Origin of the sequence: Clostridium beijerinckii (assembly GCF_008705175.1) — a bacterium.
Lineage (GTDB): Bacteria > Bacillota > Clostridia > Clostridiales > Clostridiaceae > Clostridium > Clostridium beijerinckii.
Genome location: NZ_CP043998.1, coordinates 340,851 through 365,179, shown reverse-complemented (window position 1 = coordinate 365,179; position 24,329 = coordinate 340,851). Strand labels below are relative to the sequence as shown.

Genomic DNA, 24,329 nt, shown 5'->3' with positions numbered 1-24,329 from the left:
TTATTGTATGCTCACATTTCTAATAAATTCATTGATTTTACTGTTATTTATTTTTATAACGTCATTGATAAAGTTGTTAATAGCAAACTCCACATCTACGATTCCATCTTGAAATATGTCTGAATCAATTAATATTTCATCTACTGTCTGAGTTTTAGTCATTGAACTTAAGTTTACTTCGCTAACTACTGTTGGATTTAAATTTATTTCAAATGTCTGCATAGACGCTGATTTTATATTAAGCATTGTCTTATAGTTACCATCCGTAAACATAAACGATATTCCTAAATTACTAATGTTGTTACCTACTATATTGAATAATCTGTCATCAAATTTAAATAACTTTTCCTTAATATATTTGTTTGCTTCCCATAAGTTATTTTTAGGGATCCCTCTGAACGTCCTCATTCCAAGTCTACCGAAATTTTTTATATTTAGATTGTTTGTACAAATTCTTAATAGTTCCTCAGCTATTATTTTTACACTTTCAAAGTTTTGGGGCCTATCTACATCAACGATAAATCTATTTGCAGATATATTAGCTGTATAATGTTTCTCTAAATTATTAAGTATTAATATCTTCTGATTTGGCTCAAAATTACTATTAGGAAATATCCCTTGCGCTTCATCAATAATTGATTGAATTTTATTCAAATCATTAAAAAATAATGCATTGTTATATCTCGCTTCAATAAAAATTTTATTAAAAATATAGTTTGGCATTTATGAAATTACCCCCTCAAAATGAAATTTTTGCCTAAAGGTAATTATACGACATAAAACAATAAACTCCTTCTAAATAACCTAATTAATTATTTATTCATTATCATTCTTCTTAAATATATTATAAGCGATTATATCACTTATTTCTTATAATTTTCCAATATGATTTCTATATCTTTCCTAAAACTTATCTATATAAAAAAATTAAAGGCACAGAATCACTCCTATGCCCTTAAAAGTATTTTGTATCGTAAAACCGACTTTCTACTATATGCTTCAATTCATAACATTTTTCTATAGGTAACGTTTGGGTTTCAACCCAAATTATCTTACCCTCTAATTAGTATAAAACAGATGACCTTAATTTTTCTTTAACCTCTTCTACTGAATAATATTTTTTAGGATTGTTTACATTTCTTAAAACATATCCTACATGATATAAAAATTCTATTGTATGCAAAGATGCCTTGTCATAAATTGGACTTATTAGCTTACGTTTAGTCTTTGCATTCCACCCTCCTAGTTGATTAAATGTTATGCTCAGATTCTTTGTTTCACCTCTTTATATTAAATGTTTGTAATAACATTTCCTTAGTACTCTACTGTATAATAATATTTATCAATTTTACTTAAAAAACTCTTGAATTCTGTTTCTGATACAGGCTTTCCATTTAGAGTACAATTTTTAAATGCGTTATCGTCAACATATTGAGAAATATATTCTGCACTCCAATCATATACCTTTTCCCAACTTCCATCATTAAGCTTGTAACCACTTCCATAAAAATATCCCATATGACCACCGTACACACATAGCACATTTTCGTTCTTTATATATCCATAATATCCGCCTTGTCCTGAAGGTATATTATCTATCTTTATGTTACCATTATTATAAGAAACAATTGATACCTTTAACTGAGCCATATTAGGACCATTATTTAATAACATTTCATTTACTCCATCGTGATTTACATCCATTATAATGTTATGCGATATATCAACTATTCCATTTTGTTCTTGCCACCTTGTATCATTTAATAAATCAGCATATTTTTGTATTTCCTTTCCACCATTTGTCCAGCTTCCATCACTTTGAAGGAAATATCCATCTTTAATTGTGCTGTATAGCATATAACCATTCTTATCAAAATAATACCATTTCCCGCCAATCTCTTGCCAGCCTGTATAATAAGTATTTCCATTAGTATACCACCATCCTGTGGCGTCTTGCTTCCATTCTGCGTATGCTGGCATATTAAACCCTAAAGTAATACATAAAACCGTTACAACGCTTAATATTCGCTTTCTAATATTTATCATAATCAATCCCACCTTTTAAATTAATATCTATTTTTAAACATTTCTACAATTTATTTAAAATTCCTTTGGCTAATATATAATTTCTATGTTATTTTATAGAGCTGCTAAATACCTTTTAACTTTTTCAGTTATTTCATCTGAAGAATAATATTTTTTAGAATCTTGGCTATCCCTAAATACATAGCCCATTCTATAGAATATAAATACGCTTTTAAGAGTTATTTTATCCCATATAGGACATGTAACCTTTCTTTTGGTATCTGCCTTACAAATTATAAGTCCTAATTCTCTAAATGTTACTAAAACATTTTCTTTATTCATCAGCTAACAACCCTTTCAAATGTAAATTTAGATCAATTAGCTTTTCTACTGACCTATAGGAATGATTATGCGATGCTATATCATCTGCATAATACTTTATTCCGTACATTCTATACCATTTACTACATCTTAGTTTATTCAATGCTTTTGTTTTAATTAGGTTTAATTTATTCGGTTGTAAATTCAATATTTTTTCTATCTCCGCTCCAGCTAAAGGCTGAAAATTCCATCCATAGGAAAGCTTTAATACTTCTTGTTCTTGTAATGTGTTTGAATCTCTCATGGCCTCCTCTAATTCTTTTCTAAGCTTTTTATAGTACAATATATCCTCTAAATTTTCCAAGTCCTTAGAATTGCTATCCACAGTATCTATTAATTCAAAATCACTTTCTCCATCTTCTCCTATAGGAACATTAAGACTCATTACTGATTTATAGAATTTACTGTTATTAATATCTTTACTAGTTCTGCCATTTAAACATACCTGCATTTCTCGATCAATATGATAAAAAGCAAATGTCATAAAGTTGGCTTTATTCTCTAATTCAAAATTGTATCTATTAGCTGCATTAATTAATCCTATACACCCAGATTGTTTTAGATCCTCAACGTCAATTAACTTATTACACTTGCTATATTTAAAGGCTAGTTTATTAAGTATCCCTGTATTATTTTTAATTAAAGTTGTTAATGCTTCCTTATCTCCTTGTTGATATAACAAAGCTAATTCTTCATTACTCACGCTCTCAACTCCTCACATTCAATGCAAATGTTTTAATTTGTTTTTATAAAGTTATCCTAAGAAGTTAATTCTTTGGGATTATCTAAATTTGATAAATCTTTTCCTATACTCCAATTAATAAATCTATCTAATTCACTAGCTGCAACTTTAAGACTACCTAACTTGGTTGCCTTAAGTAATCCTTTATTAACAAGCGAATATGTATCTGTTTTATTAAGTCTTAATTTTTTTGATATCTCTGTAATAGTGAGCAATTCATCCATTTATAATCTATCCTTACTATATTTAAATAAAAAGGCTACGTTAATAAATAACTAAGTAAATAATATTTACCTTGTTAAATATTCCCGCAGCCATTAAGTTCTTAATGCTTTCCACTATTAAAAAGTGGGGTACTTTAATATTTATTTTTTAATTAATAATTTTTCGCTTATTATTTTCTCTTATTAATGTGCTTTTCGATATTCCTGTAATCTCTACAACTTCATTATAACTATTATCTCCGCCATTTATTGATAGTAGGCTCAATGCATGATCTAATTGCTTATCAGTATATGCCTTTGGTCTGCCCTCTTTAAATCCTTCCTTAGTTTTAGCGATAGCCTTCCCACTTTGGGTTCGTTCTATTATCATTGCTCTTTCAAACTCTGCAAAGGCTAACAAATTAGTTACTATTAATCTTCCCATTGGGGTATCCTCAATAAGTCCCATATTAAGTATGTGTATCTTAACTCCTTTGCTCATTAGCATATCAATATACTGCAATCCCTCTTTAGTTGTTCTACAGAATCTATCCAACTTAGTTACTACCAATAAATCATCCTGCTGTAATTCATTCAGCATCTTATTAAATATTTCTCTTTCTTTTGCTCCTGAATAACTTTCTTCAAAAATTTTAGCATTAGAATATCTTTCTAATATTTTAGATGATTGTTCCTCAATACTATTACCATCTAATTGTCCTCTAGTTGATACCCTAGCATACCCATAAATCATATATCATAACCTCACATCTTACGAATCATTTTGATACTAAGTTTTAACACCACTACACACCTCTATTTTACGTCATTAAAATCTTGGTGTCAATACTGTTAAGTTATGGAGCCAAAAGTTTTAAAAAACTGGAAATTAAAAATTTTTTTTATTTTTTTAAAATTTAGATGTATGTTTTTTTTATTCAATAGGTATTAACTATAAAAAAAGTATGTCTAAATTTTTAAAAAACGCCTCACGTTTTTTACATTTTCAGGAATTTCCAATTCACTTTACTACACTCTTAATACCTGTTATTATAGGTTTTAATAAAAGGATTGGAGGAAATATTATGAAAAAAAATCAAAAAGAAAAACTGTTTAAGTGCTACCATATACCTAAACAGCTTAAAGATTTAATTACCATACTTGTTGCTATTACTGGAATAATAAGCAACATACACTCTATGTTTAAGTAATATCAGCTTAAACATACAATCAGATAAGGCTCTACTGTTGTCGCAGTAGGGTTTTATCTTTTCTTTACATTGTAGAATTAAATCATACACTTGTAAATACCTTTTGATATTATTTATTATTAGTATTCTATGTTAATTTTTAAATTCTCTTTGTGGAACTGGAGCTATTTAAGAATACATTAATAACTCCACTTACTAGATTATTACCTGTGGTATTGAGTTCTAAACTATTAAATTACGATATCCATTAAATTTTAAAAAATCTTAGTTTTTCTTAGAGTGTGTTTATTAAAAATAATAATATTTCACTTTTATAAACCTGAAAAAATCCAAACAATTCCTAGCATTTAAATTTACTTTATATTTAACTTAAAAAACTTTTAATATTGAGTTTTAACGTCACACTTTTTTATTCTGTGTGAATGTTAAGAGAACGGAAATTGTGGTTTTCGCTAATACCTATATTATGTAATTTTATGTTAGCATTTGTTAGCAATCTGCTTCTTGAATAAATTTGAATTAATTGCCTTACTTTTTTATGGTGTTCAAAAAGTTTATAATATCCAATAGAACAAAAGATTTATTCTTTTTTTAAGGACTCGGAAAACTCGGCATATATTAAATAAATCTCAGCAATTCCTAGCATATAGATGTACACATTTTAAAGGTTCTCATTTAATGTTCCCTTTTTAGGGCCACCGAAATCTCCGGATACATTAATTATATCTTAGGTTTTCTTAGGGTAACGTTCCATTAAAAGTGTGCAAAAAACCTTAACAATTCTTAACATATTAATGAAACGTTTTAAGGTTATCCGATTAAATCTAATGATCTATATATTCTCTTATGTCTAGTTTTGACAAGTTGCATTTTCCATTAGTCATTAAGGACGAATGAGAATCTTATATACAAATAGTTATATCAGTTTAATGGTTATATACTTTAAATTAGATCTAATAAAATAAGACAGCGCCACTTTTGGCTCTATCTCTTAAAGTAATATATGTTTCCTACTTTCAGCTGGTAAGCAACCAAATAATATTAGGTATCATCAAAATGATGAATCCTTATATTTTTTATTGTAGGTTTTTGTAGGTTGTTTTTTAAGATTCCGTTGATTCTAAATATTCATTCCTTATATATTTTTAAATGTTATCATTTGCTATCATTTTATTTGTGCCGACCTTTTTAGTCGGTTCATTCTATATATGCTTTTAAGTTAACATTGGTTAACAATCGGCTTATGCATATAACGGAAAAATCCGTTGTATTATTTTTTATAGGTAAGTTTAAATTTGAACTTACTTTTAGGTATTCTGAAAAGCCTGAATACATTTTATAAATGTTCTTTTAGGACATCACAAAATTCGCAAATTATCTTTTTTATAGTGTTACTAAAGTCCTATTTTGAGAATTAATTGCCCCTGCTTGGAATTTCAAGCGCCCTTTTTTATAGTAGGGAAAAACTCATAGTATAATTCTATATATGTTTTAATGCTAAGTTTTTCTAAGTTTTTCAGTTTGATTTATATAATTAATTTGTTTATGCGGTATAGCGTTTCATATATATTTTTTTAGTGAGGTTTTGTGAGGTAGTTTATAACAACATCTCTACTTATTGCTATTAAATTTTCCTCTTTCTTTTGTTTAATAATTTGTAATAACATAAAATCGCTCTTACCTATTACTTCATTTTTAAGTAAAATAAAAAGCCATCTAAGGCTTCTTAACTTTAATATTTAATTTGATACTATTGGAATGGTGCCTCCAAGCTGGTCAATTGAAGTAAAATTTATGAACCAATCGTTGCCTCTAGTATCTCCTACGAAATTCAAAGATATAATTCTATAAATTCCGTCTTTGTCCAATCCTCTAAACGTTCCTTGAGCACTATTATCTGTTGTACTCTGGCCACTTGCACTAGGCAATTCTCCACCATCAGCTCTTATTAAACTTTCTGGTCTACCTATCTTATACTCTCCATAAATAGGTCCATATGAAACTTGTTCATCTGCAGGCTTATTCTTTGACCTTGCTGCATAAACATCATTGTTGCCTCCATAAATTGCAACATGATAACATACATCTCCATCAAACCAAAATACTAAATCTCCAGCCATTGCTGCTTGGATATCTATATTATATAATCCTTTTGCTTTTACTTGTTGCCATTGATTTGTTGTTATATCCAATAAATCTAAACCTGCAGTTTCATAACAATGTTTTACAAATATAGAGCAATCATAATAAGTTATTCCGTCAACTGTTTTGCCTCTTAGATTTTCCTCTTCACTATACCTAACATTAGGATCATCACATAGCTTTTTTGCCTCTGCTATTATTGCCTTTCTAACCAAGCTATTTGTTTGTTTAATATCATCACTATTTGTAGATGTAGCTCCAGGAACAGTATTATTGCCATTAACATTTATCTGCTTAGCTCTGACTAAACTATTATCTATATGAATTAACGTATTAAGTTTAATCTGAGGATTTAATAAGCATTGTCCACTTATGCCAAAATCGGTTTGTTGTGGTGTTCCTATTAATCCACTTTCTGGGTTTAATTCAAATGCTTCACCTTCTGGCAAATCATCCATATGGATTAAGTTCAATTTCCCATCATCCATATAATATTGAAGACCATATGTCTTGGCTATTTGTCTTATATAATCACTTGCCTTCCCGAATAGGACTTTTCCTCTTGTGAGTGTTTGCCCCTCTAATTTATCTGAAATACTTCCTAAAAAAACTGGGTTCTCAGATGCACTAACAATATGGTCCAGTATGCTTCTTGCTGTCTGACCTTTTACTATAGAGTAATTTGCTATTTCAAAGTTAAGAGCTCTATCAGAATCTAGAGCCAATATAGTAAGCTTATATGTTGTACTATCCTCTTTTTCCCTTATTGTCTGGAGAATATCGCCATCAAATATTAAACCGAATTGGGAACCTTCATATCCAGCTTCTACAGTCACTCTAGCACCACTCATCATTATTGCATTTTCCGTTTTTGCATTTAAGTTATAAATAACAATCTCACCTGTATTTGGTTGCATCTGTATAGTTTTCACTATATTAAAAGTACATCTTAATTGCGAAACATCAATTCCATTCCCTTGCGCATCACTTACAGTTACTCTATATCTTCTACCAAAAAGAACATCTCCATATTTTTGGCTATTTGCTATAACTTGATAATTAGTAGCCTCTATTGTTATATTCTCTGATTGACTATTAGCGCTATCTGGCTTAGTACCTGAAAATTGACTATAGTACTTATTTGCAGCTTTTATTCTGTTTTGCATCATTGGGGTTCCAGCTCTTTCCCAAGACACACAAAATGTTTCTGTTAATTGGTCTACACTTCCTTTTCTAGACATAAAATCATCATACGATAAATATGTAGGCGTGCTATCTTTCCAAGTATATTCTCCTCCTGTGGAACTAGAGTCTTTTCCAGTCAGTTCAGACCAGAAAAAATTCAATTGGTGCTGCAAGTCGGTTCCGTATGCCTCTAATTGTCTACGTCTATCATAACTCCATTGGAATAGCCCGAAACCATCTCCACCCGTTTCATATTCATTCGGATCAAAACTACTTTCTTGCTCAACATTTCCCATTATAGCAGCCGAACTTGTCTCTGGAAGTCCATTTGCTCTTAAGAACTTCCACATAGTTTCTTGTACACTCATATTTTACTTATCCTTTCTTTTAGATAATTGATTTGCCTTCTTATTCCAATACCTATCTTGTGCCGCTTTTACTTTGTCCTTATTCATTTTTCTCCATTCTCGAGCATATTCTCTCTTGGCTTGTTTCGCTTCTTCATTCATTCTTATCTCTCACTCCTTTTTTCATCAACTCATTTCAAAATATGGTAAAATTATGTTATGGGAAGGGGGTGTTTTTATGAAAAGACAATATGTTACTTCAAGTGATATACATTCAGTTGGTTATGATCTATATGTTGGAACATTAGAAATTCAATTTAATTCTGGCGGAATATATCAGTACTTCAATGTTCCAATTGAAACATATAATAACTTTATGAATGCATCGTCTCTTGGCAAGTTTTTTCATGCTTTTATAAAAAATACTTATAAATGGAACAAAATTGCTTAATCTGTAATCACAAGTACTATTGCAAGACCATTTACTTTTACTGTTTCATCCTTATAAGGCTCTGCAATGGTTACCTCAACCCCCTCTCTTTTTGATAGCCCATCCAGTAAATCTTTAGTTGATACCTTTGATAAATCCATTCTCCCATCCTCCTTCTTTTATTCAGAGTAACCTAACATATTCATTGGTTAATTCTACATACTATATTGTTGTGGCCTATCAAGCTTTACTACTCTAATTGATTCATCAATTATATTTAATGAATCCTTTAATGTTTCTATAGGCACATCTTCCCACTTATTAGCACCAAGTTTTAATAGAACTCTCTGTTTTACACTTTCGTATTCCTCATCAGCTTTCAGAATTCCAAGCCTTTGTTTTATGTATCTAGAAATGTTGCTTTTTTCTAAGCTTGAAGGCCTGTAATAATTTGAGCATTTGCTTTCGATTTCATTAATTTTAACTTGTACCATTTCATTAAACTGTGTTTCAAGCTGCACCTTAATTTCATTAATAGATTTCTGAACATTAACGAAATTCTTTATTCTGAAATAGTTATTAACTAATTCTCTTTGGACTTTCCATGCCAAATCATCTTGTAACGACTTGACTAACATTAAATAGCCGCTTTCAGTCAGAACTGTTATTCCTCTGTTTGGAACTTTTAAAGTAGGAATTTCACACTTTAGAGATTTTGGAATTATAAAGTAATCTTCATTTTCTATAAAATGCTTCTTGTTTTCATAAAAATTACTTTTTGCGGTTCCTTCTATTCTGTCATGTAATAAATCAATATCTTTGAAAGTCACTACTCTTTGATTGTTAAATTCTTTTATTTGTAGAACATGATTATTTATTTTAATTAAATTCTTCATCTTCTCACCTTCTTTCTTTATAAAATAAAAAGGCCACGGTGATAAATCAGAAAATGCAAACTTTGCTTTCTCTAAAATATTTCCCGCAGCCATTAAGTCCTTAATGCTTTCCATCATATGATGGGGTACTTATTATTATTGTTTTTCTTATCTTTATTATATCACATAATAGTCTTTAATGCTAGTGTTTTCAATAGTTTCGTTCTATTTATTGTATATAATAAATATTATTTTATACACTTTTGTACAATAGATAATAGACTAACACTTTCAGTATTTATCATAGTATATTTTGTCAGCTGTTCTTGTAATAAATCAACCATTCTTTTTAAGTCTCTTACTTTATTTTCTAAACTTCTTCTTTCCATTGGTGATAATGGATTAGGCTCACTTAATGATTCGATTTTTATTATTTCTTCCATATAATACATTGGGCTTTCAAAATTTGGATTTCTTGTCAAAGTTCCGTTTGATTCGTAATTACAAATTGTGTTATAGCTTAACCCCCACCTTTCACACAATCCCTTTCGTGTTATTAAAGTTTTTTCCATATTCCACTCTCTTTTTTGAATATTTTTAGATCTTTACATATAATAAAGGATGTATCGTACCCGATATAGGTATCAATTACCCCTGCCTCAAATTTGAGGCACCCCTTAGTTAAATTATGTCTAGTGGTTTTATAAGGTTTTTTAGTCTAGTTATCTTTATTGTTGTTCTTTTTCCATCATCTCAACTCTTCCTTCAATCTTCATAATGTGAAAAATTTGTTTCCGAAGCTTCTTCGTCAATATCAATTTTTGATAATTTTAAGATTAATTTTGCTAAATTCTTTTTAAAAATCGGAATAGCTTCTGGGTTTAAACATTTCATTGTTACACCGTCATATACAAAATCTTCTTCCATATTTAATTCTTCCCTTCTATTAAATAATATGTTCTTGCTCTTTTATCCATACTTTAGCTCTTTCGATTGAATCTTCAATCATATAGCTGATAATTTATAATCCTGTGATGGTCTGCCACCTTGTGGGTTTTCGCACTCAATGGCTAAAACCTCATAATCCTCGTTTTCTATTGCAAAGTCGTTTTCTAAAATATTTCTTTTAATCCATTTAGAATAATGAGTTGGATTCAATTCTAAAAAATCATATAATTTCTTAGCTGTTGTTCTCCTTTTTCGTTGTGGGCCCCCATTGCTAACTTTTTTGCGAATGATGCTGAAAGTTTATAGTCTGTTGTAGGTTTTGGGTTTCGTTCGTCATTAAGTACGAACGGGGATAAAATCATCTTTCTCCACTTGTGGAGAAAATCCCAACTCCGAGATAAAACTATTCACTCTTTCCCATTTGGGGTATTTAATATCGTTCTTTGTTTGATACCATCCAAAACCTATTGCAGTATCTTCAGCATTTACAGAAATACTCCCGTCTTCATTTTGCAGTGTTCTAACTTCTAAATTTAATTTTTCATTATTAAATACTTTAATTTCTTTTATCGGCTTGTCCTCCTTTATTTACGGCTAATTGAAATTCTTCCATCCCCAAACTTTTCAATCATATATTCATAGTATTTAGCAAGCCCTTCCCTAACTTTATGTGGATTTCTTATATACACCTTTTTAAAAGGCAAATCCGGGTATTCTTCTCTAGTTAACGTAATAGGTTCTTCTTGATCTGGAAAATATATCACGAATTCCCACTCCTTACTTATATATTTTTAATTTGATGAATAAGTTTGTTTTCGATATTATTTAACACTATTTCCACATTATCCAGTTCTAAGTTTTCTATTTGCTTTTGCAATCTTTCTTTCATTGTTAACTCCTTTCGCAAATTCATATTTGTAATCATTAAAGCATAGTATTCACCTTTTTTTGATTATCTATTCATTTTTCAAATATAATTACTGGATTTTTGAAGTTTTCTTCTTTATCGACATATAATACTTCCTCAATATGAGCATTGGCTATAGCTCCATTATCAAAAATTCTTTTGTAGTTTTCTAATAATTTAGGCGGTGTTACTAGAAAACCTATACCTAATGTCATTGTTTGTGTTACTCCTTTCTTGAATTCCCCATCTTCCTTATATTTTACATATGCCTTTATATAACTTAGTTTTTTAAATCCTGCGCCTTTATCATTAAAGGAAATTTTCAATCCCATTACATTATGCTCATTTTGATTTCTGTTTATATTTCCCACTATCCTCTCAAATTCAAACATGTAGTTCAATAATATTGTCCGAACATGGTCATATTTAAAACATTTTTCTATCTTTGAATATAATTCACTTTCTAAGAACTTATACGCATAATTATGCCCCGTACTTCCGCCACCCCAATAAAGACAACTTAAGAATATTGGTGAATAATCACTATTAATGTTTTTTATATCACTCCAATACCAACTGTCAAATTCTTCATAGACAAAAGCATGCATTAATTCATGTCTTATTACCCTTCTCAATTCATCTATTGCACATCTTTTATAGAATTGCTTATGCTTTTTGTATTGAGATGCCTTGAAATAATTTTCCACTGATGCACCAGTTATAAATATCTTATGAATATATCTATGTTGCATTTTATCTTTTTGAGTGTTTATATAATATCCTAATGCGTTGTTACTCTTGTATTTACAATCTAATGCTATAATTACTTTACAATCTAAAAACGGTCTTCTTTTGTATGGCATAAACCTTTTTCTTAATCCCTCTAATTCCATCTTTAAAAGTTTGTCCAACAATTTATTGATTTCTTTTCTTTTACCTCTTTCCATACGTGAACCTCTATTAATTAAAGGGATTCCCCAACAGAAGTATCCCTTTAAACTTTTACTCTATATCTAAATAAACTCTATAATATTGACCACTTTTACGTGGTCTGCTTATCTTTTTAACTATTGCTGCTGCAGATAATATTTCTATTATTTTAGTTTTTTCCTCGTCAGTCTTGTAACTAATTTGTAATTTTACCATTAGCAACACCATCCTTATTTATTAATCTTCTTCTATTTATTATCAAAACATTCCTTCTTATAGCCTTTACCCCAGTACTTCAACACAGTATGTCCAAAGAAATTAATACTTTCATCATCTTAATTTCTTTATATTTATATAATTCACAATATGCCTTCTTAAACAAGGTGCATTATCTTCGTTTCTTCTAAAAACTTAAGATTAGTTGTTCCTGCGGCAACCCCCTCTCTGAAATAATATTTGCAAGCATTTGTGCAATAATTTGAATATAAATCATCTAATTCTCCGATTAAATCTTGTTGATCAGGTAATAATTCATTTAACTTATCCAATACATCATTTACTTTTTCGCTCAATTCCTTTATCGTATCATTAGAATCAAAATCCTCTTTTTCTTTAAATTCTGAAATATGATCAAACTCATTACCTATAATATTATTTATTAATTTCCTTAATTCTTCCATTCTCATATACATATCCTCCTTAAATTTTCTTGACTTTTAGGAGATATTGTTATAATCTGTAATTGCGAGTTAGAGAATATAACAATATCATTAGTGATACCTTATTCATGGTTATCACTTTTTTTATTTTTACTCTGACCTAATTTAATCTTACTAATCAATATTTCGCCTATAGTAATTCTTAATTCTTTAGGCGTTGAAGAGTTTGAATATTCCTTTTCTATATTTTTTATAATTGCTATTACTTTATATTCACACATATTTCACCTCCTACTCATTTAATGGTAATAGCTTTTGAGTTTCTAAATCGTAATGGAATTTAACAGTTCCTAAACGCCCGTTTCTGACTTTCTGAAAGCTAACCTCTAATGTATCACTTCTTATTCTTTCGCCCTTTTCTCGAGCCGTATAATAACCCTCACGATAAAGCATTCCAATTGTATCTGCATCTTCTTCTATACTTCCACTGTCTCTTAAGTCTGCCAATATAGGATGTTTGTCTGGTCTTTGCTCTACTGCTCTCGATAATTGGCTTAATGCCACAAATGCAACTTCTAATTCTCTTGCCACTTGTTTTATTTTGTTTGAATTATCACTAGCCTGTTCATATTTACTGCCTTTAATTTCTGGTTTTAACTTCCCTATGTGATCTAATATAATTACATCTAATCCGTGTTTAATTTTTAGTTGTTTTGCTTTAGTTCTTATTTTTCCTATAGTTGCACTTGATGGTGAGTAGAAAAATAAGTTATCTTTTTGTGCTAATCTATTCAATGACTTTGTGAATTCAATCCATTCGTCATCATCAAGTCTGCCCCTGCTTATTCTTCCGTTTTCCATATTTGTATCCGTAGCTAACATTCTGCAACCTATAGCTTTTAATCCCATATCTAATTGAACAAGTAATGCATTGCCCTGTATATTCTCTAGAATTTTTAATACAATAGCTGTTTTCCCTATCGAAGGCCTTGCAGCAAGAACAATCATATCCTGCCTTTCTAATCCGTTTGTTGCATTGTCTAATATATTAATTCCTGTTGGGACTCCTGTAATACCGCCTTTAGTTTCATATGCTTCCTGGACCTTATCAGCTGCCATTCTCATTAAATCCTTAGTTGTTAGAATCTTATCTTCTTCAGTTTCTACATTCATTTTTATAAGTTCATCTTGAATATAATTTATTTTGTCTTCTGAGCTCTTTTCTGAGTTAGCTACATTTTGCATTAACTTGCTTATTTTTCTTTGCCTGCTGGACTCAATAACTGCTTCTAGGTGTGATTTAAATGTAGATTTGATTCCGCATAATGAAATGTTTGATATTTCTGTAACTGTTATTAAGTTCTCTTTTATCTTATCTTTAAGCTTATTTAAAAGTATTACTGCATCAAAATTGTTATCTTGTTTGTACAGCTCTTTCATGGTTTTATATAAAAGCTGATGTGGTCCACTGTAAAAATCATCTTCTTTTAGAGCATCTATAGCTTTTAAAAGAAGTGAATTATCTTTTATTATATTGCCTAATACTTCTCTTTCACTTTCTATAACCTTGTCCAGTTCTTGCATTTAATCACCTCTATTCGTATTTTCTAACTATTACGAATTAATAATCAAAGTCATCACCAGTACTTTTAAATACCTTAGTAGCTTCTTTATTATTTCCATTACACCATGTATTTAAAGCCTTATAATGGTCTTTATATTTACTACCTTTCCCATTAGCTATATAATTGTCTAATGCTAATATTTGTTTGTCCACTAACGAGTTACTGTATTTACTACAAAGTTTCTCATACTGTTCTTTAGTGATTTTAACTTTATCAATTACATCATCAATAAAAGTCAGTTCCATATATATTTTTTCTTTTGTTTTCTTTTTATTTTCTTTTTGTGGTGTAATTTCTCCACCTACTATAGGTGTAATTTCTCCACCTACTGATGGAGTGATTTCTCCACTAGGTGCATTTTTTACACTAGGTGTAATTTCTCCACCTACTTTTACAAAATATTTACTACGTCTTCCCTTCCCTTTTTCTCTAATCAAAAATCCTTTTTCAATGATAGAATCTAATATCTTATCTAAAGTTCTATTGTCACTTATTCCAGTTAATTTTTTGAGTAATGTTCTGCTTGGATTTGCATATCCATTTTTATAATTCACATATCTAAAAATTATCAGTAACAATCCTTTCTCTTTAATGTCTAAATTCAAAGTATCTATTACAAGGTTAAAATCTTTCCATCGATTGTTATCTTCACTCACATAAGCACCTACTTAAAAGCCTTCTTAAAGTATCTTAATCCATTCCATGTAATAGACTTATTCAATTCTTTGCATATGGCTATATACTTGTCCATTAAATTTAGATTCATTTTAACTCCCTCCTAAATTCCATATATGAAATAAAATTGATCTCTTGGTATCCTTAAGTTTTTTACTACGTCTACTGGTGGTATTTTACCCTGTTCTTTTAATTTTGCACTTGCAATTTTTATATATTGAGCTGCAGTGGTGCTGCTACATCCCATAATTTCCATAACATCTTTTGTTTGCAATACAATTGGATAATCTGCTTTTTCTTTATTCATGTTTTCCCCTCCATTTTTTCTTATATTTAAGGTAAAGTAGGATACCTTTGCATGCTTTCATTTAGAATCTCGTACAAGGAATTGAATCTAGACATGATAAACTGTACTAAAAACTTTTGATTGAATTACTTAATTGTCTTTTTCATTAAGTAATAATTCTGAAACATCAACGCCTAAGGCTTTTGCTAATAAACCTATACTTTTAGGTGTTGCGTTTCTTTTTCTGTGTACAATATTGGTAATAGTTGTCCTCGGCATGGAAGCCCTTTTTGCCAATTCATTTGTATTAAGACATGCTTTTGCTTGCAATAATAGTAGTTTTTTTACATCTAATTTTAACATTTATGTCCTCCTTTTGTTTCATTTGGTATCTTTTTTATTAAGTATACTTTTCATTTGTTCTCTTGTCAATATTTTTGCAAAAAAACTTTTCATTTGTTCTCTTTTGGTTTATTATATTAATAAGAGGTGATAACATGCCATTAAGCGATAAATTAAAAAGAATTAGAAAATATAGAAATTTAACACAAAAAGAACTTGCTGAAATAAGTGAAGTTACACGAGAATCTATAGGTAATTACGAGAGAGGAGATAGGACTCCACCAGCTGATATATTAAAAAAAATAGCATTAGCACTTAATGTAAGTGTAGATGCTTTAACTAGTGATGACTCATTTTCGTCTGAGGTTTACTCCAGAGCTATGCAGATAGCATTCAAGCTAGCTAGTAATAGTGACGAAATACTTAGACTATTAGGCAACTATGCTGATTATAATACGTTAGTTGCATTTAACGGTGAAAGTATTAGTCGATTACCAATAAGCTCCATAAAAGGACTATTACGTTTCATCGCTGCTAATTCATTAGTGGAGTTTAATAAAATATATGAAGATCTAATTAAAACTGATATATATAATTTAGATTCTGAATTTGAAGATTATTGTCAACAGATGTATACAAAACTAAACAACCCTTTGAATTATATAAATTCAGATAATAAAAAATTTCTAGAATCTCAAGGATATATAAAAGACGGACACTTATCAGTAGATGCAATTAAACTAGATAAGAGTAATCAAAAAATAAAAGGTGTGCAAATTGGTAATCAAATAACATTTTTACCTGAATCATTTGACGAAATTAAAAATTCAGTCGATAAAGCATTTCCAATCCTTAATGCCGAAGTAAATTTTTTATCTAATCCAAAATTAGAAATGGTATTTGGCTATTCATACAATGATTTGGCCGTTGCTGGTTATGATAATTTGTTAATCATGGCTATAGAAAAAGTAATCGAAACAACCTTATCTGATATTAAGGAACATGAAAAAAACGGGGACTTATTCGATGGAGTAAGCTCTTGGATTTCCAAAGAATCTCCAGTTTATGAAATTCTAAAAGAGACACGAAAAAAGAATAGTGATGCCATCAATACCTTGAAAAAAGACTCGGAAGATAATAATTAAATATTTACTTATATTATCCTTTAACCCATTTGCTGAAAGGAGAAACAAACATTGGCTAATGAAAACATAAAAACAGATAAGAAAACAGGTCTGTATTATTTTGATGTATCTCTTGGTTTTGATCCTGCAACTGGTAAAAGGCGAAGAACTACTAGGCGAGGATTTAAAAAGAAGAAAGATGCCGAGCAAGCATATAATGATTTAAAAAATCAATACTACGACGGTGTTTTGACCTATAATCAATCAACTAAATTCAAAAACTTTATTGACGAATACTTAAAGTGGTATAAGACTCAAGTTAGGAAAACAACTTTTGATAACAGGGCTTCTAGTATAAAGAAAAATATAATAGAGATATTTGGAGAGTATAAACTTGAACAGATAACACCTATAATAGTTCAGAAATGGCAACAGCAACTATTAGATAATGGTAAAGATCAAAATTATGTTAGAAGCTTACATATTGCATTAAGTCAGATATTAGAAAGAGCAGTTAATCTTGATGTAATAAAAACTAATCCTGCTAAAAAAGCTGGTAATGTTAAGAGAAAACGAAAAGAAGTTGAATTTTGGACTGAAGATGAGTTAAATAAGGTTTTAGATACAATGAAATTAGATGATACGCTACAATACTTCGGCTATGTAATGATCAAATTCCTATTCTATACAGGATTAAGATTCTCTGAAATGCAAGCTCTACAATGGAGCGATTTCGATGATATAAATAAATCAATCTCTATTACTAAAGATTTAGATTACAGAAACCAGAACGACTGGGATTTTGATGATACAAAGAATAGTACATCTAACAGACTAGTTGTACTAGATGATGATACTTTTGACATGCTTCTTAAATGGCAAGAATATCAAAAAACCTTATTTGAAGTAAAAAAAGATACTTTTATATTCAGCTATGATAATGGTATTCCAACAAATAAGCACTTTCCCGGTCATGTACTAACAAGACATTCAAAACTTGCTGATATAAAAAGAATAAAACCACATGCATTGCGTCATAGTCATGCATCTTTTTTAATTTCATTAGATGTTAATATAATTGCTATAGCAAAAAGACTTGGTCATAAAGATGTGCAAGAAGTATTAAAAACATATGGCCATTTATATCCTAAGCATCAATTTGATGTAGCAGAAAATATAAATACTCATATACAAAACAAGAAAAGTGGAGTCAAACTGGAGTCAAACTCCAACTAGATTCCACTTAACGTAAGGTTTTAAGCCATTTATTTCTAAATAACTACTATTCCCACTCTATAGTAGCTGGTGGTTTTGAAGTTATGTCATAAACAATTCTGTTTACTCCCTTAACTTCATTTACAATTCTTCTGCTTACTAAATCTAAAATTTCGTATGGAATCCTTGCCCATTCAGAAGTCATTGCATCACTTGATGTAACTGCTCTTAAAGCTATTGTATGAGAATATGTTCTTTCATCTCCCATAACTCCAACAGAACGGATATTAGGTAAACATGCAAAGTATTGCCAAATAGATTCATCAAGATTTGCATTTGCAATTTCTTCTCTGAATATTGCATCCGCTTCTCTAACTATTTCAAGTTTTTCTTCTGTAATCTCACCTAAAACTCTAATAGCAAGACCTGGTCCTGGGAAAGGCTGTCTCCAAACTAATTTGTGAGGAATTCCAAGCTCTTCTCCTACTGCTCTAACTTCATCTTTAAATAATTCTCTTAATGGTTCTATAAGTTCAAATTGCATATCTTCTGGAAGTCCACCAACATTATGATGAGATTTTATAGTTGCTGATGTCTTAGTTCCACTTTCTACGATATCTGGATAAATTGTTCCTTGAACAAGATAATCAATTTGACCAAGTTTTTTAGCTTCTTCTTCAAAAACTCTTATAAATTCTTCGCCGATTATCTTTCTCTTAGTTTCTGGATCTGATACTCCTGCAAGTTTTCCAAGGAATCTATCTGAAACATTAACTCTCTTAATGTTCATATCAAATTCCTTCTTAAATACTCTTTCAACAGTATCGCCTTCATCTTTTCTTAGTAAACCATGGTCAACAAATATACAAGTTAGGTTGTGACCAATAGCCTTATGTACAATCATTGCTGCTACTGAAGAGTCAACTCCACCAGATAAAGCACATAACACTTTCTTATCTCCAACTAATTCTTTTATTTCTTTTATTTTTTCTTCTGCAAAAGATCCCATAGACCAGCTGTTTTCTAACCCACAAATATTGTGTATAAAGTTTTCTAGCATTTTTTGCCCAAATTGAGTGTGTTCAACTTCTGCATGGAATTGAACTCCATAAAGTCTTTTTTCTTCATTTTCCATAGCTGCAACAGGACAAACTTCTGTAGTTGCTATTACCTTAAATCCTTTTGGAGCTTCTTCAATATAATCAGTATGACTCATCCAAGCTATACCATCAGTTTCAATTCCTTCAAATAATTTAGATGATTTATCTAATTTTACATTTGTTTTTCCATATTCTCTTACTGGTGCTGTCGCAACTTTTCCACCTAGCAAATGTGCCATTAGTTGATCACCATAGCATATTCCAAGTACTGGCACGCCTAATTCAAATACTTCTTTTTCTACAGTTGGAGTATCTTCTCCATAAACACTGTTAGGACCGCCTGTAAATATTATACCTTTTGGATTTTTAGCTTTTATCTTTTCTATAGTATAGTCATATGGAATAATCTCGCAATAAACGCCACATTCTCTTACTCTTCTTGCTATTAGTTGGTTATACTGTCCACCAAAATCAACAACTAAAACTAAATCTCTTTTCATGTTCTCCTCCTAAACTCTTCTTATAAATTCTATTATCAACTAAATAAATCTTTTTATCAATAAATTGAGACAATTTTCACCGAAAATTATAAATACTAATTTAAATAATCTCTATAATTATAAATTAATCAAATAATGCACAGTTCACATAAGTGGTATATTTTATGATTGTGAACTGTGCATTTTACTATTGTCCTACACTATAATTAGGTGCTTCCTTAGTAATGTTAATATCATGTGGATGGCTTTCTCTTTGACCTGAAGCTGTCTGAACCACAAAATTAGCTGTTTCATATAAAATTTCAAAATTCTTTGCTCCTAAATATCCCATTCCTGATTTAATTCCACCCAATAATTGGAATATAGTGTCTGAGACAAAGCCTTTATAAGCTACTCTACCTTCAACACCTTCTGGTACTAATTTCTTATTTCCTTCTTGGAAATATCTATCTTTAGATCCACATTCCATAGCAGCTAAAGATCCCATTCCTCTATAAACTTTATAGCTTCTTCCTTGATATATTTCCATTTCTCCTGGTGCTTCTTCACATCCTGCAAATAATGATCCCATCATTGCTGCAGAAGCTCCTGCTGCTAGTGCTTTCACTATATCCCCTGAATACTTAAGTCCACCATCAGCAATTATAGGAACTCCATACTTCTTACCTACTTCTGCACAATCCATAACTGCAGTTAATTGAGGGACTCCAACCCCAGCTACTACTCTCGTAGTACAGATTGATCCCGGTCCAATACCAACCTTAACACAATCTGCTCCAGCCTTTATTAGATCCTCTGTTGCTTCCGCTGTAGCAACATTCCCAGCTATAACTTGAAGATCAGGATATACTTTCTTTATTTGTGAAACAGCATCTAAAACTCCTTTTGAATGTCCATGTGCTGTATCAAGAGTTATAACATCAACTTGTGCTTTAACTAATGCATCAACTCTTTCCATCATGTTTCCAGTTACACCTACTGCTGCTCCACATAATAATCTACCCTTCTTATCCTTTGCAGCATTTGGAAACTTTCTAACTTTTTCAATATCTTTCATTGTAATTAATCCCTTCAGACGGCCTTCACTATCAACTAAAGGTAACTTTTCTACTTTATGCTTTTTTAATATTTCTTTTGCTTCCTCTACAGTAGTATTTTCTGAAGCAGTTATTAAATTATCTTTTGTCATCACTTCTGAAATTTTTCTTTGGTAATTTGTTTCAAATATTATATCTCTGTTTGTAATTATTCCAATTAATTTTCCATCTTGAGTTGTTATTGGAACTCCTGATATTCTGTATTGTGCCATTAAGTTCTCTGCATCCTGAATAAGATGATCTTGAGATAAAAATATAGGATCTGTAATTACTCCATTTTCTTGTCTCTTAACTCTATCTACTTCTTTTGCTTGCTCTTCAATAGTCATATTTTTATGTATTATTCCGATTCCGCCTTCTCTTGCAACAGCAATTGCCATCTTCGACTCAGTTACAGTATCCATTCCTGCACTCATTAAAGGAATATTTAATTCTATAGTCTTTGTTATTTTTGTTTTTGTGCTCACTTCTCTTGGTAATATATCCGATTTATTAGGTACCAATAATACATCATCAAAAGTATATGCAGTCTTAATTATTTTTCCCATTATAGTTCCTCCTATTTTTTGAATTATTTATTTCATTTTTAGTATTTTATAATTTTTTGCTTGCATTGCTTGTACTATTTTTTTGTACAAAAAAAGCACATTAACCTCAAAAGTGATGTTAATATGCTAATAAATCTATAGATTTAGCCTATACTAATATCACTTATAGTCGGAAATTTACGGCTCCCGGTAGATACTCCTTGCCATATTCAAGGTATATATAAGTTTTCAAATGTGCTATATTTTAAATTAAAATTATTATAATGTATGTACAATCTAAAGTCAATAAATTTGAAGCTAAAATTGCAAATTTACTTCAATAATGTAAGTTAAATTTTTTGTTATCGATATCTTTTCTATTTTTTTACATCATCTTTGGTAGATCCATTATCAATCGTCGTCGGATTTAAAATATCTGTATTTTCTGTGAAATCAAATTCTGCACCATTTACTACATCATAACAATTTTTTAAACTTGTGCTACTAGTATTTAAATTACCAAATTCAACTCCATCTAAATACTTACTAATCCCTTTGTTGCTTATAGCCGAACTTACACTAGTGCTTTCACTTAGAGGCGAATCATTTTTCAAATTATATGATTCAACGGCCATTATTACTTTTCTGCACTGATCTACAACTTTAACTTTTTTCGCTTCATTTATATAGCCATTTACTTTAGGTAAAATAGCAACAGCTAAAATACCAATAATTGCAATTACTGCAATCATTTCAATTAAAGTAAAAGCTTCTCTCTTTCTCTTCTTACAGAATCTTTTCTTTGACATACTATCTTTGAATCTAAATTTACATTTAATGTATAAAGAAATCATTATTCATTATCCATCTCCTATTAATGTTTTTATTTAAATTATGTCTAATAGGAAATCTTTTATACAATAAATGGAAAATATTCTCTAATAATTTATACTATTGACTTCTAGTATATAAATTTTGTATAAAGTTGCATTGCTATGATTTTCATAAGCTTAAACGTTAAACATATAATATAAAATGCTTTTTAAAATTGCATAGATATGTTAATGGCTATTAAGCACTTTATTTTTTTAATACTAAAAAGCAAAATAGAGAAAGTACTTATAAGCACTTTCTCTATTTATTAAATTAAATATTTATAATTCTTTAATTTATATATTTTAGTACATTCCGTCCATTCCCATTCCTGGAGCACCTGGCATTGGTGTTTCCTTTGCTGGAATATCAGCAACTGCTGCTTCTGTTGTTAAGAATGTTGAAGCAACTGAAGCTGCGTTTTGAAGCGCAGATCTAGTAACCTTAGTTGGGTCTACTATTCCACCTTTTATCATATTGATATATTCTCCATGTAATGCATCATATCCTATTCCTGGTTCACTATTCTTAACTTTTTCAATTATTACTGAACCTTCTACACCTGCATTAGTAGCTATTTGTCTTACTGGTTCTTCTAATGATTTAACTATTATATTGATACCAATTTGTGTATCAGCAACATCTGAAGTTAATTTTGCAACTTCGTTTATTACATTAACATAAGCAGTTCCACCACCTGCTACTATTCCTTCTTCAACAGCAGCCTTAGTTGCAGCTAATGCGTCTTCTATTCTAAGTTTCTTTTCTTTTAATTCTGTTTCAGTTGCTGCACCAACTTTAATTACTGCAACACCTCCAGCTAATTTAGCCAATCTTTCTTGTAATTTTTCTTTATCAAATTCTGAAGAAGTTTCTTCTATTTGAGCTTTAATTTGGTTAATTCTTTCTTTTATTGCATTAGAATCACCTTTACCATTAACTATAACAGTGTTTTCTTTACTTACTTTAACACTATCAGCTGTACCTAGCATATCGATAGTAACATCCTTTAATTCTCTGCCTAATTCTTCAGCTATTACTGTTCCACCAGTTAATGTTGCAATATCTTGTAACATTTCTTTTCTTCTATCTCCAAATCCTGGTGCCTTAACAGCTACGCAAGTAAATGTTCCTCTTAATTTATTAACTACTAATGTAGCCATTGCTTCTCCTTCAATGTCTTCAGCAATAATTAATAACTTTTTACCAGATTGAACTATTTGTTCAAGCACTGGTAATATTTCTTGTATGTTAGAAATTTTCTTATCAGTTATTAATATATATGGATTTTCTAAAACAGCTTCCATTTTTTCAGTATCTGTAGCCATGTAAGGTGATACGTATCCTCTATCGAATTGCATACCTTCTACAACATCTAATTCTGTTCCCATTGATTTAGATTCTTCTATAGTAATAACACCTTCGTTACCAACCTTCTCCATAGCATCTGCTATTAACTTACCAACTTCTTCATCAGCAGCTGAGATTGCAGCAACTCTAGCTATATCTTCTTTTCCATCTACTTGCTTAGAAATCTTTTGGATTTCTTCAACAGCTTTATCTACAGCCATTTTAATACCTGTTCTAATTAGAATTGGATTAGCTCCAGCTGTAACATTCTTTAGACCTTCTCTAATTATTGCTTGAGCAAGTAATGTCGCAGTTGTAGTTCCATCTCCTGCTACATCATTAGTCTTTGTTGCAACTTCTTTAACTAATTGAGCACCCATGTTTTCATATGGATCTTCTAATTCTATTTCTCTTGCAATTGAAACACCGTCATTTGTAATTAATGGTGCACCAAATTTTTTATCTAAAACAACATTTCTTCCCTTAGGTCCTAAAGTCACTTTAACTGTATCTGCTAATTTATCTACACCTATTTGCATAGATCTTCTTGCATCTTCTCCGAATTTTAACATCTTAGCCATTTATATTACACGCTCCTTATATATGTTATTTATTATCGTTTCTAATTAA

General features: G+C 30.1%; 31 protein-coding genes and 1 riboswitch. Of the genes, 4 read left to right on the top strand and 27 right to left on the bottom strand.

Annotation, left to right across the window (positions count from 1 at the left end):
* The 6 genes from F3K33_RS01790 to F3K33_RS01760 all read right to left on the bottom strand — a co-directional run bounded on the left by F3K33_RS01790 (position 1) and on the right by F3K33_RS01760 (position 4,105).
* Positions 1–723: a hypothetical protein gene (locus F3K33_RS01790; protein ID WP_039771172.1), complete on the bottom strand. Its 723-nt coding sequence runs from the start codon at positions 721–723 to the stop codon at positions 1–3.
* 591 nt (positions 724–1,314) lie between these two features.
* On the bottom strand, positions 1,315–2,046 hold the full coding sequence (locus F3K33_RS01780; protein WP_051144809.1) for a hypothetical protein: 732 nt from the start codon (positions 2,044–2,046) through the stop codon (positions 1,315–1,317).
* A 93-nt stretch (positions 2,047–2,139) separates the two neighbouring features.
* Positions 2,140–2,367: a hypothetical protein gene (locus F3K33_RS01775; protein ID WP_039771173.1), complete on the bottom strand. Its 228-nt coding sequence runs from the start codon at positions 2,365–2,367 to the stop codon at positions 2,140–2,142.
* On the bottom strand, positions 2,360–3,109 hold the full coding sequence (locus tag F3K33_RS01770) for a sigma-70 family RNA polymerase sigma factor (protein ID WP_039771175.1): 750 nt from the start codon (positions 3,107–3,109) through the stop codon (positions 2,360–2,362). Before F3K33_RS01770 ends, F3K33_RS01775 begins: the two co-directional genes overlap by 8 nt.
* A gap of 56 nt (positions 3,110–3,165) precedes the next feature.
* The gene (locus tag F3K33_RS01765) at positions 3,166–3,372 is read right to left on the bottom strand and encodes a helix-turn-helix domain-containing protein (RefSeq protein WP_039771177.1); all 207 of its coding nucleotides are present in this window, start codon (positions 3,370–3,372) and stop codon (positions 3,166–3,168) included.
* A gap of 148 nt (positions 3,373–3,520) precedes the next feature.
* Positions 3,521–4,105, bottom strand: a complete 585-nt coding sequence (locus F3K33_RS01760) for a recombinase family protein (protein ID WP_039771179.1) — start codon at positions 4,103–4,105, stop codon at positions 3,521–3,523.
* A gap of 331 nt (positions 4,106–4,436) precedes the next feature.
* Here F3K33_RS01760 and F3K33_RS26925 point away from each other — a divergent pair, with 331 nt between their 5' ends.
* Positions 4,437–4,562 (top strand): hypothetical protein, encoded by a 126-nt coding sequence (locus tag F3K33_RS26925; RefSeq protein ID WP_274596492.1) that lies wholly within the window; start codon positions 4,437–4,439, stop codon positions 4,560–4,562.
* 1,739 nt (positions 4,563–6,301) lie between these two features.
* Here the strand turns inward: F3K33_RS26925 and F3K33_RS01755 are convergent.
* The gene (locus F3K33_RS01755; protein ID WP_167514404.1) at positions 6,302–8,257 is read right to left on the bottom strand and encodes a phage protein; all 1,956 of its coding nucleotides are present in this window, start codon (positions 8,255–8,257) and stop codon (positions 6,302–6,304) included.
* Between the two features lie 3 nt (positions 8,258–8,260).
* The gene (locus tag F3K33_RS26240; protein ID WP_167514403.1) at positions 8,261–8,398 is read right to left on the bottom strand and encodes a hypothetical protein; all 138 of its coding nucleotides are present in this window, start codon (positions 8,396–8,398) and stop codon (positions 8,261–8,263) included.
* A 76-nt stretch (positions 8,399–8,474) separates the two neighbouring features.
* Here F3K33_RS26240 and F3K33_RS01750 point away from each other — a divergent pair, with 76 nt between their 5' ends.
* The gene (locus F3K33_RS01750; protein ID WP_039771181.1) at positions 8,475–8,687 is read left to right on the top strand and encodes a KTSC domain-containing protein; all 213 of its coding nucleotides are present in this window, start codon (positions 8,475–8,477) and stop codon (positions 8,685–8,687) included.
* On the opposite strand, the gene F3K33_RS01745 is transcribed toward F3K33_RS01750, so the two are convergent.
* The 15 genes from F3K33_RS01745 to F3K33_RS01690 all read right to left on the bottom strand — a co-directional run bounded on the left by F3K33_RS01745 (position 8,684) and on the right by F3K33_RS01690 (position 15,934).
* The gene (locus F3K33_RS01745; RefSeq protein ID WP_154861723.1) at positions 8,684–8,827 is read right to left on the bottom strand and encodes a BC1881 family protein; all 144 of its coding nucleotides are present in this window, start codon (positions 8,825–8,827) and stop codon (positions 8,684–8,686) included. The genes F3K33_RS01750 and F3K33_RS01745 overlap by 4 nt on opposite strands.
* A 54-nt stretch (positions 8,828–8,881) precedes the next feature.
* The gene (locus F3K33_RS01740) at positions 8,882–9,562 is read right to left on the bottom strand and encodes an ORF6N domain-containing protein (RefSeq protein ID WP_084670533.1); all 681 of its coding nucleotides are present in this window, start codon (positions 9,560–9,562) and stop codon (positions 8,882–8,884) included.
* Between the two features lie 227 nt (positions 9,563–9,789).
* Positions 9,790–10,113 (bottom strand): hypothetical protein, encoded by a 324-nt coding sequence (locus tag F3K33_RS01735; protein WP_069187759.1) that lies wholly within the window; start codon positions 10,111–10,113, stop codon positions 9,790–9,792.
* Between the two features lie 193 nt (positions 10,114–10,306).
* On the bottom strand, positions 10,307–10,468 hold the full coding sequence (locus F3K33_RS26235; RefSeq protein ID WP_167514402.1) for a hypothetical protein: 162 nt from the start codon (positions 10,466–10,468) through the stop codon (positions 10,307–10,309).
* 78 nt (positions 10,469–10,546) lie between these two features.
* On the bottom strand, positions 10,547–10,699 hold the full coding sequence (locus F3K33_RS01730; RefSeq protein WP_243141343.1) for an antA/AntB antirepressor family protein: 153 nt from the start codon (positions 10,697–10,699) through the stop codon (positions 10,547–10,549).
* Between the two features lie 2 nt (positions 10,700–10,701).
* Positions 10,702–10,851 (bottom strand): antA/AntB antirepressor family protein, encoded by a 150-nt coding sequence (locus tag F3K33_RS26670; protein ID WP_243141342.1) that lies wholly within the window; start codon positions 10,849–10,851, stop codon positions 10,702–10,704.
* Between the two features lie 222 nt (positions 10,852–11,073).
* Positions 11,074–11,253 carry a hypothetical protein gene (locus F3K33_RS01720; protein ID WP_039771183.1) on the bottom strand — a complete coding sequence of 60 codons (180 nt, stop codon included), beginning with the start codon at positions 11,251–11,253 and terminating at the stop codon, positions 11,074–11,076.
* A 196-nt stretch (positions 11,254–11,449) separates the two neighbouring features.
* A complete protein-coding gene (locus F3K33_RS01715) occupies positions 11,450–12,343 on the bottom strand; it encodes a hypothetical protein (protein ID WP_039771185.1) in 894 nt (297 codons plus the stop codon).
* A 55-nt stretch (positions 12,344–12,398) separates the two neighbouring features.
* Positions 12,399–12,542 (bottom strand): hypothetical protein, encoded by a 144-nt coding sequence (locus F3K33_RS26230; protein ID WP_167514401.1) that lies wholly within the window; start codon positions 12,540–12,542, stop codon positions 12,399–12,401.
* 158 nt (positions 12,543–12,700) lie between these two features.
* Complete coding sequence (locus tag F3K33_RS01710) at positions 12,701–13,012, bottom strand: hypothetical protein (RefSeq protein WP_039771187.1); 312 nt, start codon at positions 13,010–13,012, stop codon at positions 12,701–12,703.
* 95 nt (positions 13,013–13,107) lie between these two features.
* Positions 13,108–13,266: a hypothetical protein gene (locus F3K33_RS26225; RefSeq protein ID WP_167514400.1), complete on the bottom strand. Its 159-nt coding sequence runs from the start codon at positions 13,264–13,266 to the stop codon at positions 13,108–13,110.
* Positions 13,267–13,276: 10 nt separating this feature from the next.
* Positions 13,277–14,569, bottom strand: coding sequence for a replicative DNA helicase (locus tag F3K33_RS01705; protein ID WP_039771189.1), 1,293 nt, complete (start codon positions 14,567–14,569; stop codon positions 13,277–13,279).
* 37 nt (positions 14,570–14,606) lie between these two features.
* The gene (locus tag F3K33_RS01700; protein WP_051144812.1) at positions 14,607–15,266 is read right to left on the bottom strand and encodes a helix-turn-helix domain-containing protein; all 660 of its coding nucleotides are present in this window, start codon (positions 15,264–15,266) and stop codon (positions 14,607–14,609) included.
* Positions 15,267–15,388: 122 nt separating this feature from the next.
* On the bottom strand, positions 15,389–15,592 hold the full coding sequence (locus tag F3K33_RS01695) for a helix-turn-helix domain-containing protein (RefSeq protein WP_039771192.1): 204 nt from the start codon (positions 15,590–15,592) through the stop codon (positions 15,389–15,391).
* Positions 15,593–15,721: 129 nt separating this feature from the next.
* Complete coding sequence (locus F3K33_RS01690; protein WP_039771194.1) at positions 15,722–15,934, bottom strand: helix-turn-helix domain-containing protein; 213 nt, start codon at positions 15,932–15,934, stop codon at positions 15,722–15,724.
* 134 nt (positions 15,935–16,068) lie between these two features.
* On the opposite strand from F3K33_RS01690, the gene F3K33_RS01685 reads away from it, so the two are divergent.
* Positions 16,069–17,058 carry a helix-turn-helix domain-containing protein gene (locus F3K33_RS01685; RefSeq protein WP_051144814.1) on the top strand — a complete coding sequence of 330 codons (990 nt, stop codon included), beginning with the start codon at positions 16,069–16,071 and terminating at the stop codon, positions 17,056–17,058.
* Between the two features lie 51 nt (positions 17,059–17,109).
* Entirely contained in the window at positions 17,110–18,273 is a 1,164-nt protein-coding gene (locus F3K33_RS01680; RefSeq protein ID WP_039771196.1) for a tyrosine-type recombinase/integrase, read from the top strand.
* 46 nt (positions 18,274–18,319) lie between these two features.
* Here the strand turns inward: F3K33_RS01680 and guaA are convergent, their stop codons facing one another.
* The 4 genes from guaA to groL all read right to left on the bottom strand — a co-directional run bounded on the left by guaA (position 18,320) and on the right by groL (position 24,280).
* On the bottom strand, positions 18,320–19,852 hold the full coding sequence (gene guaA / locus F3K33_RS01675) for a glutamine-hydrolyzing GMP synthase (RefSeq protein WP_023976022.1): 1,533 nt from the start codon (positions 19,850–19,852) through the stop codon (positions 18,320–18,322).
* Positions 19,853–20,039: 187 nt separating this feature from the next.
* Positions 20,040–21,497, bottom strand: coding sequence for an IMP dehydrogenase (gene guaB / locus F3K33_RS01670; protein WP_011967680.1), 1,458 nt, complete (start codon positions 21,495–21,497; stop codon positions 20,040–20,042).
* A 146-nt stretch (positions 21,498–21,643) separates the two neighbouring features.
* Positions 21,644–21,741: riboswitch (purine riboswitch) on the bottom strand.
* A gap of 112 nt (positions 21,742–21,853) precedes the next feature.
* Positions 21,854–22,330 (bottom strand): type II secretion system protein, encoded by a 477-nt coding sequence (locus tag F3K33_RS01665; RefSeq protein ID WP_011967679.1) that lies wholly within the window; start codon positions 22,328–22,330, stop codon positions 21,854–21,856.
* Positions 22,331–22,654: 324 nt separating this feature from the next.
* Positions 22,655–24,280, bottom strand: a complete 1,626-nt coding sequence (gene groL / locus F3K33_RS01660) for a chaperonin GroEL (RefSeq protein ID WP_011967678.1) — start codon at positions 24,278–24,280, stop codon at positions 22,655–22,657.
* Between the last annotated feature and the right edge of the window lie 49 nt (positions 24,281–24,329).

What these genes read in the sequence shown, in the direction of transcription:
- F3K33_RS01745 (WP_154861723.1), bottom strand. Translation starts at nt 8,827, where the DNA reads ATGGATTTATCAAAGGTATCAACTAAAGATTTACTGGATGGGCTATCA.
- F3K33_RS26925 (WP_274596492.1), top strand. Translation starts at nt 4,437, where the DNA reads ATGAAAAAAAATCAAAAAGAAAAACTGTTTAAGTGCTACCATATACCT.
- F3K33_RS26240 (WP_167514403.1), bottom strand. Translation starts at nt 8,398, where the DNA reads ATGAATGAAGAAGCGAAACAAGCCAAGAGAGAATATGCTCGAGAATGG.
- F3K33_RS26670 (WP_243141342.1), bottom strand. Translation starts at nt 10,851, where the DNA reads ATGATTTTATCCCCGTTCGTACTTAATGACGAACGAAACCCAAAACCT.
- F3K33_RS01775 (WP_039771173.1), bottom strand. Translation starts at nt 2,367, where the DNA reads ATGAATAAAGAAAATGTTTTAGTAACATTTAGAGAATTAGGACTTATA.
- F3K33_RS01705 (WP_039771189.1), bottom strand. Translation starts at nt 14,569, where the DNA reads ATGCAAGAACTGGACAAGGTTATAGAAAGTGAAAGAGAAGTATTAGGC.
- guaB (WP_011967680.1), bottom strand. Translation starts at nt 21,497, where the DNA reads ATGGGAAAAATAATTAAGACTGCATATACTTTTGATGATGTATTATTG.
- F3K33_RS01695 (WP_039771192.1), bottom strand. Translation starts at nt 15,592, where the DNA reads ATGAATAAAGAAAAAGCAGATTATCCAATTGTATTGCAAACAAAAGAT.
- F3K33_RS01710 (WP_039771187.1), bottom strand. Translation starts at nt 13,012, where the DNA reads ATGAGAATGGAAGAATTAAGGAAATTAATAAATAATATTATAGGTAAT.
- F3K33_RS01765 (WP_039771177.1), bottom strand. Translation starts at nt 3,372, where the DNA reads ATGGATGAATTGCTCACTATTACAGAGATATCAAAAAAATTAAGACTT.
- F3K33_RS01665 (WP_011967679.1), bottom strand. Translation starts at nt 22,330, where the DNA reads ATGATTTCTTTATACATTAAATGTAAATTTAGATTCAAAGATAGTATG.
- F3K33_RS01790 (WP_039771172.1), bottom strand. Translation starts at nt 723, where the DNA reads ATGCCAAACTATATTTTTAATAAAATTTTTATTGAAGCGAGATATAAC.
- F3K33_RS01690 (WP_039771194.1), bottom strand. Translation starts at nt 15,934, where the DNA reads ATGTTAAAATTAGATGTAAAAAAACTACTATTATTGCAAGCAAAAGCA.
- F3K33_RS01780 (WP_051144809.1), bottom strand. Translation starts at nt 2,046, where the DNA reads ATGATAAATATTAGAAAGCGAATATTAAGCGTTGTAACGGTTTTATGT.
- F3K33_RS01760 (WP_039771179.1), bottom strand. Translation starts at nt 4,105, where the DNA reads ATGATTTATGGGTATGCTAGGGTATCAACTAGAGGACAATTAGATGGT.
- F3K33_RS01735 (WP_069187759.1), bottom strand. Translation starts at nt 10,113, where the DNA reads ATGGAAAAAACTTTAATAACACGAAAGGGATTGTGTGAAAGGTGGGGG.
- F3K33_RS26235 (WP_167514402.1), bottom strand. Translation starts at nt 10,468, where the DNA reads ATGGAAGAAGATTTTGTATATGACGGTGTAACAATGAAATGTTTAAAC.
- F3K33_RS01755 (WP_167514404.1), bottom strand. Translation starts at nt 8,257, where the DNA reads ATGAGTGTACAAGAAACTATGTGGAAGTTCTTAAGAGCAAATGGACTT.
- F3K33_RS01740 (WP_084670533.1), bottom strand. Translation starts at nt 9,562, where the DNA reads ATGAAGAATTTAATTAAAATAAATAATCATGTTCTACAAATAAAAGAA.
- guaA (WP_023976022.1), bottom strand. Translation starts at nt 19,852, where the DNA reads ATGAAAAGAGATTTAGTTTTAGTTGTTGATTTTGGTGGACAGTATAAC.
- F3K33_RS26230 (WP_167514401.1), bottom strand. Translation starts at nt 12,542, where the DNA reads ATGGTAAAATTACAAATTAGTTACAAGACTGACGAGGAAAAAACTAAA.
- F3K33_RS01750 (WP_039771181.1), top strand. Translation starts at nt 8,475, where the DNA reads ATGAAAAGACAATATGTTACTTCAAGTGATATACATTCAGTTGGTTAT.
- groL (WP_011967678.1), bottom strand. Translation starts at nt 24,280, where the DNA reads ATGGCTAAGATGTTAAAATTCGGAGAAGATGCAAGAAGATCTATGCAA.
- F3K33_RS01715 (WP_039771185.1), bottom strand. Translation starts at nt 12,343, where the DNA reads ATGGAAAGAGGTAAAAGAAAAGAAATCAATAAATTGTTGGACAAACTT.
- F3K33_RS01685 (WP_051144814.1), top strand. Translation starts at nt 16,069, where the DNA reads ATGCCATTAAGCGATAAATTAAAAAGAATTAGAAAATATAGAAATTTA.
- F3K33_RS26225 (WP_167514400.1), bottom strand. Translation starts at nt 13,266, where the DNA reads ATGTGTGAATATAAAGTAATAGCAATTATAAAAAATATAGAAAAGGAA.